Origin of the sequence: Acidovorax sp. LjRoot66 (assembly GCF_964253305.1) — a bacterium.
GTDB lineage: Bacteria > Pseudomonadota > Gammaproteobacteria > Burkholderiales > Burkholderiaceae_C > Acidovorax.
On the sequence record NZ_CAXUQU020000001.1, the window covers coordinates 2,718,841 to 2,731,092 of the forward strand.

Below are 12,252 nucleotides of genomic sequence, written 5' to 3' on the forward strand. Positions count from 1 at the left end.
TTGTATGGATGATTGTGCGGGAAGGAAATTTATTTTGATTTGGATGATTGGATTATTTTTATTAATTGATCTGTACCATCAAATAATGATGGAATGTCGCCTTCGTTGGCTACTATCCCGCTGAAGATTAAATTTTCAAATTTGGCAAGACTTTCCGATATGTCTTTGTTTTTTCCAACGAAGTCAACATAGCTTTCAAAAAATTGGCAAATTGATATTCTCAAATCTATTTGAAGTTGCTGCGCTCTTATGGAGCGATAGTTTTGTAGGGATATTTTAAAGAAGTAAAAAAATATAAATTGCACCGTGATCATGGGAATTGCTATGGCAGCTAAAAATATCGGAGATTTCTCGATGTTGATATTTTTTTCTGACAAATAAGATATTTCAATGATCGGAATCGCAAGCATGGTGATGCCGAAAAATACCAAGACTAGTAATGCGGAAGCAGCTTGAGAAAGTTTTCTGTCGTGTAGATTTTGAAATCCATATTTAAGTGCAACAAATCCAAATTCTGTCCGCATATTTTTCAAAATAGCCTTTGAATCTGATATTGCTTTGCTTTGTATTGAATACTCTTCGTTCCATTTCTTTTTTTCTTCAATTGCCTTTGAGTGGGATTGCATTATTTCTTTGAGAGTGGTAAATTCATTCTTGTTTAGTATATTTCTCATTACATCCGATGCTATGTTTGCATCGATAATTTTAATCCTCTCCTTTAACTCGTCAAAAACATTGCTTGTTGATATTTTTCTGTTTATTTCGCCGATGACGCCCTGTATATCTCTTGTTTGGATTTCTTTTTCCGCCAAGAAACTAAAAAGTGTCACAAAAATGTTATTTGCATATTGCTCACTTAAACCCTCTCGTATGTCGTTGAGCTGCATCGGAAGATTCTTCCCGAACGACTCGGCGCAATATGGAAATGTTTGACTGTCTGGCGTATTTACTTGACTCAGTTCAATTGCTGCGGATAGCAAAAATTTGTATATATCCCTGTCTGAATTGGATATCTTTTTTTGCAGAGTGGAAATTAGATCTTGAATGCTTTTGGAGATTTCTTCGGATTGGAAAAGAATATTGTTGTTTTTCATGTTGAATTTATGAATTTGCAATGGATGGTCTGAGGTGATTTATTTTTGGTGATTTTTCATGCGGTGCAATAGATTTAGGAAATTGTCAATTTATATGTGGCGTTAATTGGTGCAGCAGCCTGAATCGGGTTTCATACCGAAGGTACTGGGCGAAATTTGGTCAGTCTTCCACTCTATGAGTTGACTGCGAGGGTCGGCCACGAGGGATGTGTCTTTGTCGCTCAAGAAAGGTTACCCGGTACGCGGGCATAGTGTTGTTGACGAACTGGAATACCGGCATGCGCTGGATGAATGATGGGAGCCTCTAAAAACTGCTGTTTTCAGCCAGCCACAGGCGCAGGCGGCTTGAGCGCTTCGGATGAGCTCATTTTTTGAGCAATTCCCCCCTTTTTTGGGCATTTCTTGCCCCATTTCTCACCCATTGGCCCCTTGCAGGCGCACCTCGGTCTTTGAGGGCATGCACTTTTCCTTGTAGAACGCATCCACCCCGTCGTCCACGAACTTGGCCAGACGCTTGAGGTTGTAGCAAACCGCCATCATGGTCATGGCCACAGTGGCGCGCGCCTGGCCAATGGTGCGGATGAACTTGCCGCCCATGTGGCGCATCTGGGCAAAGGGGTGCTCCACCCGGGCTCTGGTTTTGGCAATGCGCCTGTTGCGCACCTTCTGGCATTCGCTCAGGGGTTTGCCCGGCTTGGCCTTGCGCTGGATGTGCTCGCGATAGCCCAAGACCTTGAGCATCTCGCTGCGCTGTGCGCTGGGGTAGCCACGGTCGGCATAGACATCGCAGCTGGTGTTGTGCCCATCGAGCACTTCATCAAAGTGCGTGCTGTCGTGCTCGCTGGCTGTGCCGGTGGTGATCTTGCGAATGAACTTGTGGCGCACATCCACGCTGATGCTCAGCTTGTAGCCGTGGTAGCCCTTGCCGTGCTTCTTGGTATGGGTGGCGTCCAGGTCTTTTTGCCTGCGCTTGGCCTCGTTCCAGTCGCTGGGGATCTTGCCCTGATCCAACTGCTCTTTGTCTTGTTTTGTGAAGTGCTGGATGGGTGCAGGCACCAGGGTGGCATCGATGATCTGCCCGCACCGCGCCAAGTAGCCGCGCTGCAGCAGTTGGCCGTCCACTGCCTGGAACAGGGCCGTCACGCCATCAACGCCCAGGCGCTGCTGGTAATGCCAGATGGTGTTGCGATCTGGGACGTTGGCGCTATCGGCCAGCAAGCAAAAGCGCTGGTAGCTCATGCGATCAAGCAGTTGGTACTCCATCTGCTCGTCGCTGAGCTTGTAGAGATACTTCAGGATCAGAATGCGCACCATGACCGCGGTGGGATACGGCGGACGTCCACCCTTGGCGGCATCCCCTCTGGGCAGCAGTTGATCAATGACCCGCGTCAGGTCGTCAAAGTCAATGTGCCGGGCAATGACCTGCAGGGGATCGCCCAAGGTCTCGATCTTGTGCTTGCGCGCGGCATCGGCGAAGAGGTCCAGCTTGATGGCGCTGCGCGCTTGCGCTTTGGGTTTGCTCATGCGGTGATTGTCGCGTTGGCTGGGGTGGTATCAGGCGGGAGGTTTTTAGAGGTTCCCTGATATTGCAGTCGCAGTGCCGCCGGGCTGGCGTGGTGCTCTTCGCTGGTTAGCTGCCGCCAGCCTGACGGAATTAGAGGTTGTGTTGGAGGCACTCAGAACACACTCCCCACCACCGCAAAATCCGCCTCCCGCACCGCCATCTCCCGCAGCGCCCCCACCAGGGGCCGCAGGTCATCGCGCCGGTGGTGCAGCGCGTAGCCCAGCAGCCCCAGCGGCACCGGGCTGGGCAGTTCCTGCAACACCCCGCGTTCGAACAGCGCCCGCGCCCAGCCCTGCGGCAGCAGGCCGATGCCGCCGCGGTGCGCCAGCAGGCCGGCGATGGCGCCCCAGTGGTTGCAGGGCAGGCGGCGCGTGGGCTGGGCGCCGGCCTGGCGCAGCCAGTCGTCGATGAGCTGGGTGACGCCCGAGCCTGGCGGCAACGTCACGAGCGGGTGGATCTGTAGCGCAGCGGCATCCATGGCGACCAGGCTGGCTGCCACCTCAGGCCGCGCACACCAGGTGAAGGCGGCCTGCGCGATGGGCAGGGAGGTGAGGGCACTGCGGCTGGCGGGCCCGGCGACCACGGCCACGTCCAGCTCGCCCTTGTCCAACCGCTCGGCCAGGGCCGCGCCCACGTCCACATGCACGCTCACCTCCAGGTCGGGGTGGGCGCTGGCGATGGCCGCCACCAGGCGCGGCAGCCAGGTCAGGGCCGTGAGCTCGCCCACACCCAGGCGGCAGGGGCCGCGCAGGCCGGTGGTGGCGCCCATCTCCTGGTGCAGGCGGTCGGCCTGCTGCAGCAGCGCGCCGGCCAGGGGCAAGAGGCGCGTGCCGGCTTCGGTCAGCGCTGCGCGGTGGCCGGCGCGGTCGAACAGCGATTGCCCCAGCGATGCCTCCAGCTCGGCGATGCGCTTGGACAGGGACGATACCGACAGGTGCACGCGCTCGGCCGCCAGGGCAAAGCTGCTGCAGGTGGCGGCCCAGTAGAAGGCTTCGAGTTGCTTGAGCGTCATGGACATTGTTTCTATTTGGCGAACAAAATGATGTCTATAAATTCGCTTTCTTGCGGAATGCTAATCCAGGACACTGTCTTTCAGTCCTCATTTCCATGGAACTCCCGCGATGTCCACTTCTGCCGCCCCCGCCATCAACCCCTGGCAAGCCTTCGACGGCACGCGCCGCAGCGGGCGCACGCGCGACCTGCTCTCACTGGGCGACTTCGAGGCCGCCGCTCGCCGCGTGCTGCCGCGCCCGATCTTCGGCTACATCGCTGGCGCGGCCGAAGACAACCATGCCCTGGCCGACAACCGGCAGGCTTTCGATGAACTGGCGCTGGTGCCGCGCGTGCTGTGCAACGTGGCGCAGCGCGAGCAGGGGGTCACACTGTTCGGCACGCGCTATGCCAGCCCCTTCGGCATTGCGCCCATGGGCATCGCGGCGCTGTCGGCCTACCGGGGTGATGTGGTGCTGGCGCGGGCTGCTGCGGCGGCGGGCATTCCCGCCGTGCAGAGCGGCAGCTCGCTGATCCGGCTGGAGGAGGTGATGGCAGCGGCCCCCGGCACCTGGTTCCAGGCCTACCTGCCGGGCACGCCCGAGCGCATCGACGCGCTGCTGCAGCGCGTGGCCGCAGCCGGTGTGCAAACCCTGGTGGTCACGGTGGACATCCCCGTGGCGGGCAACCGCGAGAACAACCTGCGCGCGGGCTTCTCCACCCCGCTGCGGCCCAGTCTGCGCCTGGCGTGGGATGGGCTGGTGCGCCCGCGCTGGCTGGCGGGCACCTTGCTGCGCACGCTGGTGCGCCATGGCATGCCGCATTTCGAGAACTCTTTTGCCGAGCGCGGCGCGCCCATCCTGTCCTCGCGCGTGCAGCGCGACTTTTCGGGGCGCGACCACTTCGACTGGAGCCACATTGCACGCATCCGCAGCCAGTGGCGCGGGGCCCTGGTGGTCAAGGGCATCCTCTGCCCGGCCGATGCAGCGCTGGCGCGCCAGCACGGGGTGGACGGCATCATCGTCAGCAACCATGGTGGCCGCCAGCTCGATGGTGCCGTGGCCCCGCTGCGCGTGCTGCCCGCCATTGCCGAGCAGGCCGGCAGCAACATGGTGGTGATGCTCGACGGCGGCATCCGCCGCGGCACCGATGTGGCCAAGGCCCTCGCGCTGGGCGCGCAGGCGGTCTTCGTGGGCCGCCCCTTCAACTACGCCGCCGCCGTGGATGGCGAGGCCGGCGTGGCCGCTGCCATCGGCCTGCTGCGCGCTGAGCTGGACCGCAACCTGGCGATGTTGGGCGCCACCTGCTGTGCCGACCTGGGGCCGCAGCACCTCATGGACCGGCGCTCGCCCTGGCCGCTGGCGGGCCCCGCTAGCCCCGCCTTCTGACACGGTGTGGGCCACCGGGGTGATGGTCAGGTGATGCTCATCTCCAGCGGCGTGGTCTGGAACGCAATCTGCCGCCACGCACCGCCGCTCTCCTGCGTCCACACCTGCAGCACGCGCGAGTCGATGCGCACGGTGCCGGTGCCGTCCTTGCGCACCGCCACCAGCAGTTGCCTGCCGGTCATCACGGCGCTGGTGCCCAGCACCTGCACCTGGAGCTCGGAGCGGTCGATCTGCTGGTATTCGACATGCGTGCCGCCGGAGCGGAAATAGCTGTCGTAGTCGTCCGTCTGCCCCTTGGCATGCACGTGGGTGAGGCCGGGGTGCAGGATCTCGCGCAGCCGTGCAAAGTCCGAGCGCTTCATGGCATTGCAGCGCTGGGCCTCCAGGTCCAGCAGCAGGGATTCGGTGTTGCCGGGGAGGTGGGTGTCGGATGTCATGTGGGGCGTTGGGCCAGCCAGCGGATCTCGCCAAGCAGCTCCACCAGGCCAGCCTGGATGAAGCCCAAGGTCGGCTCGTCCACCAGGCGGCCGTCCTGGATGCGGGTGGCCACGCCCGCGATGGCGATGTGCTGGCGCACCAGCGGCCGGGCCAGCGTGGCGGCCAGGGCGTCACGGATCTGCGCCTGCGCGCGCACGCCGCCGGCCGTGCCGGGCGATGCGGTCATGACCAGCACCGGCTTGCCCTTGAGCGGCGACGCAAACCCTGGGCGCGATGCCCAGTCGATGGCGTTCTTGAGCACGCCGGGGATGCCGTAGTTGTACTCGGGCGAGCAGATCACCAGGCCGTCGGCCCCCGCGATGGCCGCCTTGAGCTGCGCCACGGCGGCGGGCGGGCTGTCGCCATCGAGGTCGGCGTTGTACATGGGCACGTCATCCAGGGGGAACAGCTCCAGCGTGGCCGTGGGCGGCAGCAGCGGGGTGAGGCTGCGCAGCACGGCCGTGCAGTGCGATGCGCGGCGGATGCTGCCCGATATGGCAACGAGGCGGATGGGGGCGGCGTTCGGGTTGGCGGTCACTGGGGTTTGCTCCTTCTTTCAATGGCTTGAGTTTATGCATAAAATCCAAAACATGTACAAAAAAGAAACGCCCACGCGCACACCGCCCCTGGTTGACCAGGCGTTTGCACAACTGCGCCACGATGTGCTCAGCGGTACCTACGGTGCCGGTGCCAAGCTCAAGCTCGACGAGTTGCAGACGGCCTACGGTTTTTCCAGCAGCCCCCTGCGCGAGGCCCTGAGCCGCCTGGCCCAGGAGGGGCTGATCCGTTCCGACGAGCGGCGCGGTTTTCGGGTGGCGGCGATTTCGGAAGAAGACCTGGCCGACATCACCCGCATGCGCGTGATGCTGGACGTGCAGGCGCTGCGCGAGTCCATCGCCCATGGCGACGATGCGTGGGAGGCCTCGGTGGTGGGTGCCTTCCACCGGCTTGAAAAGGTGGAGAGCCGCCTGGGCAATGGCCCCGCCATCCTGGACGAGGGCTGGACCGACCTGCACACCGCCTTTCACATGGCGCTGATTTCCGCCAGCCCTTCGGAACGGCTGCGCGCGATGAGTGCCAGCCTGTTCGACCAGGCAGAGCGGTATCGGCGCTATTCCGCGCGTTTTCGCAAGAGCTTCAAGCACAAGTCCAACGAACACCGCAAGCTCATGGACGCCACCCTGCGCCGCGATACGGACACGGCCTGCGTGCTGCTCGAAGAGCACATTCTGAGCACCCAGCGCAATGTGATGGCCGTGCTGGCCCAGGTCGAGCAGCAGGGGGGCTGAGCCTGCGGCCCCTCCTGGGGCCACCTCGCCCGGCACTGGGCGACCTGTAACCCGTATCCCCACCCACGCAGCCCAGGCGACACGCCGCTGCGGGTTCGCCCCTGCCTGCCTGGCGCCCGCAGGAGAGGGTCAAGCTGCCGCATCCCCCAGCCAACTTTCCCCCTCTTGATCGCCTGCGGCACCGCCCTCTGGCAGGCCTTTTCGTGCCTCTTCAATTTTGTGCTTGGTGTAAACCACTATGCATTTACTGTGTTTTATGCATAAAAATAACTTCATGCACCAAGTCGTGCGGCTGGAAGCATTCACTTCGGGTCGCCTTTCCATTCACCTCTCCCATCCCTTGAAGGAAACCCATGAAACTGATGTCCTACTCGATCGCCGGCCGTGAAACCTGGGGCGTTGTCGTCGACGATGGCGTGGCGGAACTGGCGGCACGCACGGGCCACGCCACTCTGGCCGATTTCATCGCCAGCCCCGACTTCGCGCGGCGCGATGCGCTGGTGGCAGGCCTGAGCGCAGATGCGAAGCTGGCCGACGTGGCCTACCTGCCCGTGATTCCCCGGCCCGAAAAAATCGTCTGCGCGGTGCGCAACTACATGGACCACCACCAGGAGGTGTTGGCCGCCGGCATGCACCGCGAGCTGTCCGAGCAGCCGCCGATCTTTTTGCGCGTGTGGCGCTCGCAGACGCCGCACCAGGGCCCTATCGTGCGCCCCCATGTGTCGGAGTCGCTGGACTGGGAGGGCGAGCTGGCCGTGATCATTGGCAAGGAAGGGCGTGACATCAGCGAGGCCGATGCCTGGACCCACATTGCGGGCTACAGCTGCTACAACGATGCCAGCGTGCGCGAGTGGCAGTTCCATGCCAAGCAAATCGCGTCGGGCAAGAACTTCGAGTCCACCGGTGCCTTCGGCCCCTGGATGGTGACGGCCGACGAGATTGCCCCTGGCCGCGAGCTCAAGCTGGAGACGCGGCTGAACGGCGCCGTGGTGCAGTCCAGCCACACGGGCCACATGATCTTCTCCATCCCGCGCCTGATCGCCTACGCATCGACCATCTTCACGCTGGTGCCCGGCGACGTGATCATCACCGGCACGCCGGCCGGCGTGGGCTGGAGCAAGAAGCCCCCGCAGTACATGAAGCCCGGCGATGTGGTGGAGGTGGAGATCGAGGCCATCGGCTTGCTGCGCAACCCGGTGGTCGCACAGAGCTGAACGCCGCAACTTCGTCAGAACCCATTCACCACACACGGGTAGAGCACAAGGCCCCAAGACGGCCGCCGCCCATGGAGACAAACACCATGAACAGAAGACACCTGCTGGCTGCCTGCAGTGCAGCTGCCGTTGCGTGGCCGGCGTTGCCGGCCCTGGCCCAGGCCTACCCGGAGCGGGCCATCAAGCTCTACCAGGGCTTTGCGCCCGGCGGCAATGCCGACGCCATCGCCCGCGCAGTGGGCATGGAGATGGCCCGGGCGCTGGGCCAGACCGTGGTGGTGGAGGCGCAGTCCGGCGCGGGCGGCACCATTGCCGCCACCACCGTGGCGCGCGCCAAGCCCGACGGCTACACGCTGCTGCTGGCCACCGGTGGCCATGCGGTGGCGGGAGCGCTGTACAACACGCTGCCCTACAAGTCGGTGGCCGATTTCGAGATGGTCTCCACCGTCACCTACTTCCCCTTTCTGGTGGTGGTCAACGCCAGTGCCAAGGTGCAGGGGCTGCGAGAGGTGATCGCCAACGCACAGGCAGCGCCCGGCACGGTGGCCTATGGCACGGCGGGGGTGGGCTCCACCCACCACCTGGCGGGCGAGCTGCTGGCCAGGCTGGCGCGGGTGGACCTGCTGCACGTGCCCTACCGGGGCGATGCCGCCTCGCTCACCGCCTTGCTGGCGGGGGATGTGCCCTTCATCATCGCGCCGCCCACGGCGGTGATGGCCAACATCCAGGCCGGCAAGCTGCGCGCCATTGCCACCACCGGCCCGCAGCGCTGGCCGGGCCTGCCCAACGTGCCCACCGTGGCCGAGCAGGGCGTGGCCGGCTACGACGTGCGCTCGTGGGCCGGTCTGATGGCACCGGCCGGCACGCCCCGGGCCGTGGTGGAGCGCCTGAACGCCGAGGCCCTGCGCGCGCTGCAGGCGCCCGCCGTGCGCCAGCGGCTGGAGGACATGGGCGGCGAAGCGCGCGGCAGCACGCCCGAAGAGATGAAGGCCATGGTCAGCCACGAGATCGAAAAGTGGCAGCAGGTGGTGGCCGATGCCAAGATACCGAAACAATGAACGCTTGAGAAATTCACGGAAAGACTTTTCGCATGACTCTGATCGCCATCCGCAAACGCAGCCTCAGCATTGAGACCATCTACCACGAAGGCGGCCCGCCAGCGCAGCAGCCGCTGCGCGTGGCCGCGGCCTGCGCGGTGATCCACAACCCCTATGCCGGCCGCTACGAACCGGACCTGCTGCCCTTCATGGCCGAGCTGCGCAGCCTGGGCACCCTGCTGGCGCAGGAGTTGGTGGACACCCTGGGCAAGGAGAACGTGCAGGCCTACAGCAAGGCGGCCATCGTCGGTGTCAACGGCGAGCTGGAGCACGGCGCGGTCTGGCACGAGGCGGGCGGCTGGGCCATGCGCCAGGTGCTGGGCGAGCCCAAGGCCATTGTGCCGGCGGCCAAGGCCGTGGCGGCCACCGGCTACCGGCTGATGGTGCCGCTGCACTACATCCATGCGGCCTATGTGCGCAGCCACTTCAACAGCACCGAGGTGGGCATACAGGACGCGCCGCGCCCCAACGAGATTTTGTTCGCGCTGGTGATGGCCGATGGCGGGCGCATCCACTCGCGCCTGGGCGGGCTCACGCGCGAGCAGGTCTCCGTGCACGACGGGCAGCGCTGAGCATGGCGGCATACACCACCCCCATGACGATGAAAGCCGTGCAGCTGCAGGTCACCGGCGGCCCCGAGGTGCTGTCGCTCGTGGACCTGCCCGAGCCCCAGCCGGGCCCCGGCGAAGTGCGCGTGCGCGCCCACGCCATCGGCGCGGGCGGGCCGGACGTGCTGATCCGCAACGGCACCTACAAATGGATGCCCCCGCTGCCCGCCGTGCCCGGCAATGAGCTGGCCGGCGTGGTGGACGCCGTGGGCCCGGGCGTGGTGCGCCTGGCCGTGGGCGAGCGCGTGCTGGTCAGCGCGCGCGAGCTGCCCCAGCGCGGCGGCTGCTACGTGCAGGCCATCTGCGTGGACCAGGCCGTGCCCTTCGTGCTGCCGGCCAGCATTGGCTTCGACGACGCGGTGAGCCTGGGCAACTTCCAGCTCGCGCTGGCGCTGCTGGCGAGCAACGGCAACCTGCCGGCGCAGGCCATCCTGGTGCCTGGCGCGGCCGGCGGCGTGGCCACGGCGCTGGCGCAGGTGGCGCGCTCGCGCGGGCTGCGCGTGATCGGCACGGCATCAACGCCGGACAAGCGCGCCTTCGCGCTGGAGAACGGGGTGAGCGACCTCGTCGATGGCGACGTGCAGGCCCTGCCGCAGCGCGTGATGGAGCTCACCGGCGGGCGGGGCGTGGACCTGGCGTTTGACCATGTGGGCGCGGCGCTTTTCATTGCCTGCCTGCGCTCGCTGGCGCCCTCGGGCATGGCAGTGTCGTACAACATCCTCGCCGGCCCGCCGTCGAGCGACGTGTTCGACGAGCTGCGCAAGCTGCTGGCCAAAAGCCTGGCCATCCGCACCTTCTCCATCCACGCGGTGGATGCCGACATCGCGCAGCGCCGCGGCCTGATGGAGCAGGCCATTGTGCTCATGGCCAGCGGCCAGGTGCGCGCACCGCGCGCCATGCGCCTGCCGCTGGCGCAGGCCCGCCAGGCGCATGAGCTGCTGGACAGCGGTGGCACGCTGGGCAAGCTTGTCCTGATCCCCTGACCCCATGGAGGCCGCCACCATGAACCCACCCTACAGCGCCAACCTCTCGCACTGCGGCATCTTCTGCCGCGACCTGGAGGTGATGAAACGCTTTTACACCGGCGTGTTCGACATGCAGGAGACCGACCGGGGCGAGGGCGTCACCTTCCGCTTCGAGATCGTGTTCCTGAGCGGGCGCGACGACCAGCACCACCAACTGGTGCTGGCCGGCGGGCGCGGGGCCGAATCGCCCAGCACGGTGATGCAGCTGTCCTTCAAGGTCAAGACCATCGACCACCTGCGCGAGGCGCGCCGCCGTGCCCTGGCCCTGGGCGCGACCAAGATGCGCGGCCTGAACCACGGCAACGCGATCTCCATCTACTGCATGGACCCCGAAGACAACACCGTGGAGGTGTACCTGGACACTCCCTGGTATGTGAGCCAGCCCCACGGCGACCCGCTGGACCTGGACCAGGACGACGAGGCCATCTGGGCCCAGACTGAGCGCGTGGTGCGCACCGATCCGAGCTTCATGCCTGTCTCGGAATGGGCGGCACGCTTCGCCCAGCGCCGCCAGGCCCTGCAGCAGGCTGGGGGATCTGCGCCGGGCTGAATGCCTGCAGCCTGCCAACGGACTTTGGCTGCGCGTACCATCGGGCCACTTCAACGTGGCAAAGGATGTCGTTCGTGCACCGATTCAGTTTCAAAGCCATTCTTGCCGGCGTCGTGTTGATGCTGGTGCTGTTGCCCGCCATTGCCTATGGGCTGTGGTACCTGGCCTCGTGGTGGTTCCAGTCGCAAGGGGGTGGCGACGCGCAGATGGCGCAGGCGGTCACCGAGTTCCTGGATGGCAACCTGGGCACGCTGGCACTGCTGCTGGCGGGCGGGGCCATGTGCATACCGGGCGGCTATGTCACGGCGCGGCTGGCACCGGCCCACCCCTACGCCAACAACCTGGTGGTGGCGGCCCTGCTCACCGCCATCTCCATCGGCCTGGCCATCGGCACGGGCTCGGGCTGGGACTGGTGGTTCGACCTGGCCAACGCATTCTTCACCGTGGCGGGCTGCTGGTTCGGGGGCTGGCTGGTGGCGCGGCGCGGCCGGTGAGCGCATGCCGCAGCGCGAGCGCCTGGAGATCCACCCCGCCGATGGCAGCCTGACGCTGCAGCCCTCGGGGCGTGTGGTGGGCAAGGGCCTGCGCAGGCAGGATGTGCAGGCCTTGCTTGCCGAGTTCTTCGGCGGCTCGCACGAGCATGGCAACGGCTACGCCTGGCTGTCGTTGCACGGCTTCGACCTGGGCGGCAAGCCGTGCTGGCTGTCGCTGGGCTTTCACGAAGGGCTGCTGAACATGGTGCTCATCGGCGTGGGCCTGCCCGGCGCCCAGGAGGAGGACGGCTGGCCCACCCAGAAGGCCATCGACAACGAGATCGCCTTTGTGCGCCAGGCATTGGGCAAGCAACTGGGCCGCCACTTCGGCAACGGCGATGTGACCTTCCCCTGGGGCACGGCCTGGAGCCGGTTCGACCCCAAGGGCTTTGCGGCCAGCGCGGGCCTGCGCTACCGCTGAAG

Annotated in this window: 14 protein-coding genes; 9 read left to right on the forward strand and 5 right to left on the reverse strand. The window is 64.3% G+C overall.

Annotated elements, in window-relative coordinates; translation table 11 throughout:
- Positions 1-29: 29 nt before the first annotated feature.
- From ACSQ3Y_RS12540 to ACSQ3Y_RS12550, 3 genes are all read right to left on the reverse strand, one after another.
- Positions 30-1,094 (reverse strand): hypothetical protein, encoded by a 1,065-nt coding sequence (locus tag ACSQ3Y_RS12540; RefSeq protein WP_436177469.1) that lies wholly within the window; start codon positions 1,092-1,094, stop codon positions 30-32.
- Positions 1,095-1,508: 414 nt separating this feature from the next.
- On the reverse strand, positions 1,509-2,618 hold the full coding sequence (locus ACSQ3Y_RS12545) for an IS5 family transposase (protein ID WP_436177470.1): 1,110 nt from the start codon (positions 2,616-2,618) through the stop codon (positions 1,509-1,511).
- A 152-nt stretch (positions 2,619-2,770) separates the two neighbouring features.
- Positions 2,771-3,670 carry a LysR family transcriptional regulator gene (locus ACSQ3Y_RS12550; protein WP_436177471.1) on the reverse strand — a complete coding sequence of 300 codons (900 nt, stop codon included), beginning with the start codon at positions 3,668-3,670 and terminating at the stop codon, positions 2,771-2,773.
- Between the two features lie 109 nt (positions 3,671-3,779).
- Here ACSQ3Y_RS12550 and ACSQ3Y_RS12555 point away from each other — a divergent pair, with 109 nt between their 5' ends.
- Positions 3,780-5,036 (forward strand): alpha-hydroxy acid oxidase, encoded by a 1,257-nt coding sequence (locus tag ACSQ3Y_RS12555; RefSeq protein WP_436177472.1) that lies wholly within the window; start codon positions 3,780-3,782, stop codon positions 5,034-5,036.
- 26 nt (positions 5,037-5,062) lie between these two features.
- Here ACSQ3Y_RS12555 and ACSQ3Y_RS12560 read toward each other — a convergent pair whose 3' ends face one another.
- On the reverse strand, positions 5,063-5,473 hold the full coding sequence (locus tag ACSQ3Y_RS12560) for a nuclear transport factor 2 family protein (RefSeq protein WP_436177473.1): 411 nt from the start codon (positions 5,471-5,473) through the stop codon (positions 5,063-5,065).
- Entirely contained in the window at positions 5,470-6,051 is a 582-nt protein-coding gene (locus tag ACSQ3Y_RS12565; protein ID WP_436177474.1) for an NADPH-dependent FMN reductase, read from the reverse strand. Before ACSQ3Y_RS12565 ends, ACSQ3Y_RS12560 begins: the two co-directional genes overlap by 4 nt.
- Positions 6,052-6,085: 34 nt before the next feature.
- Between ACSQ3Y_RS12565 and ACSQ3Y_RS12570 the strand changes: the two genes are divergently transcribed.
- The 8 genes from ACSQ3Y_RS12570 (at position 6,086) to ACSQ3Y_RS12605 (ending at position 12,250) form a co-directional block, all read left to right on the forward strand.
- Positions 6,086-6,802 (forward strand): GntR family transcriptional regulator, encoded by a 717-nt coding sequence (locus ACSQ3Y_RS12570; protein ID WP_436177475.1) that lies wholly within the window; start codon positions 6,086-6,088, stop codon positions 6,800-6,802.
- Between the two features lie 353 nt (positions 6,803-7,155).
- Positions 7,156-8,016, forward strand: a complete 861-nt coding sequence (locus tag ACSQ3Y_RS12575; RefSeq protein WP_436177476.1) for a fumarylacetoacetate hydrolase family protein — start codon at positions 7,156-7,158, stop codon at positions 8,014-8,016.
- 86 nt (positions 8,017-8,102) lie between these two features.
- Complete coding sequence (locus tag ACSQ3Y_RS12580) at positions 8,103-9,074, forward strand: tripartite tricarboxylate transporter substrate binding protein (protein ID WP_436177477.1); 972 nt, start codon at positions 8,103-8,105, stop codon at positions 9,072-9,074.
- Between the two features lie 32 nt (positions 9,075-9,106).
- Positions 9,107-9,685 carry an amino acid synthesis family protein gene (locus ACSQ3Y_RS12585; RefSeq protein WP_436177478.1) on the forward strand — a complete coding sequence of 193 codons (579 nt, stop codon included), beginning with the start codon at positions 9,107-9,109 and terminating at the stop codon, positions 9,683-9,685.
- 23 nt (positions 9,686-9,708) lie between these two features.
- Positions 9,709-10,704, forward strand: coding sequence for a zinc-dependent alcohol dehydrogenase family protein (locus ACSQ3Y_RS12590; protein WP_436177479.1), 996 nt, complete (start codon positions 9,709-9,711; stop codon positions 10,702-10,704).
- A 19-nt stretch (positions 10,705-10,723) separates the two neighbouring features.
- Positions 10,724-11,296, forward strand: coding sequence for a VOC family protein (locus tag ACSQ3Y_RS12595; RefSeq protein WP_436177480.1), 573 nt, complete (start codon positions 10,724-10,726; stop codon positions 11,294-11,296).
- Between the two features lie 74 nt (positions 11,297-11,370).
- Positions 11,371-11,790, forward strand: a complete 420-nt coding sequence (locus tag ACSQ3Y_RS12600; RefSeq protein ID WP_305747284.1) for a hypothetical protein — start codon at positions 11,371-11,373, stop codon at positions 11,788-11,790.
- Between the two features lie 4 nt (positions 11,791-11,794).
- Positions 11,795-12,250, forward strand: a complete 456-nt coding sequence (locus ACSQ3Y_RS12605; RefSeq protein ID WP_436177481.1) for a hypothetical protein — start codon at positions 11,795-11,797, stop codon at positions 12,248-12,250.
- Positions 12,251-12,252: the final 2 nt, after the last annotated feature.

What these genes read in the sequence shown, in the direction of transcription:
- ACSQ3Y_RS12540 (WP_436177469.1), bottom strand. Translation starts at nt 1,094, where the DNA reads ATGAAAAACAACAATATTCTTTTCCAATCCGAAGAAATCTCCAAAAGC.
- ACSQ3Y_RS12545 (WP_436177470.1), bottom strand. Translation starts at nt 2,618, where the DNA reads ATGAGCAAACCCAAAGCGCAAGCGCGCAGCGCCATCAAGCTGGACCTC.
- ACSQ3Y_RS12550 (WP_436177471.1), bottom strand. Translation starts at nt 3,670, where the DNA reads ATGACGCTCAAGCAACTCGAAGCCTTCTACTGGGCCGCCACCTGCAGC.
- ACSQ3Y_RS12555 (WP_436177472.1), top strand. Translation starts at nt 3,780, where the DNA reads ATGTCCACTTCTGCCGCCCCCGCCATCAACCCCTGGCAAGCCTTCGAC.
- ACSQ3Y_RS12560 (WP_436177473.1), bottom strand. Translation starts at nt 5,473, where the DNA reads ATGACATCCGACACCCACCTCCCCGGCAACACCGAATCCCTGCTGCTG.
- ACSQ3Y_RS12570 (WP_436177475.1), top strand. Translation starts at nt 6,086, where the DNA reads ATGCATAAAATCCAAAACATGTACAAAAAAGAAACGCCCACGCGCACA.
- ACSQ3Y_RS12575 (WP_436177476.1), top strand. Translation starts at nt 7,156, where the DNA reads ATGAAACTGATGTCCTACTCGATCGCCGGCCGTGAAACCTGGGGCGTT.
- ACSQ3Y_RS12580 (WP_436177477.1), top strand. Translation starts at nt 8,103, where the DNA reads ATGAACAGAAGACACCTGCTGGCTGCCTGCAGTGCAGCTGCCGTTGCG.
- ACSQ3Y_RS12585 (WP_436177478.1), top strand. Translation starts at nt 9,107, where the DNA reads ATGACTCTGATCGCCATCCGCAAACGCAGCCTCAGCATTGAGACCATC.
- ACSQ3Y_RS12590 (WP_436177479.1), top strand. Translation starts at nt 9,709, where the DNA reads ATGACGATGAAAGCCGTGCAGCTGCAGGTCACCGGCGGCCCCGAGGTG.
- ACSQ3Y_RS12595 (WP_436177480.1), top strand. Translation starts at nt 10,724, where the DNA reads ATGAACCCACCCTACAGCGCCAACCTCTCGCACTGCGGCATCTTCTGC.
- ACSQ3Y_RS12605 (WP_436177481.1), top strand. Translation starts at nt 11,795, where the DNA reads ATGCCGCAGCGCGAGCGCCTGGAGATCCACCCCGCCGATGGCAGCCTG.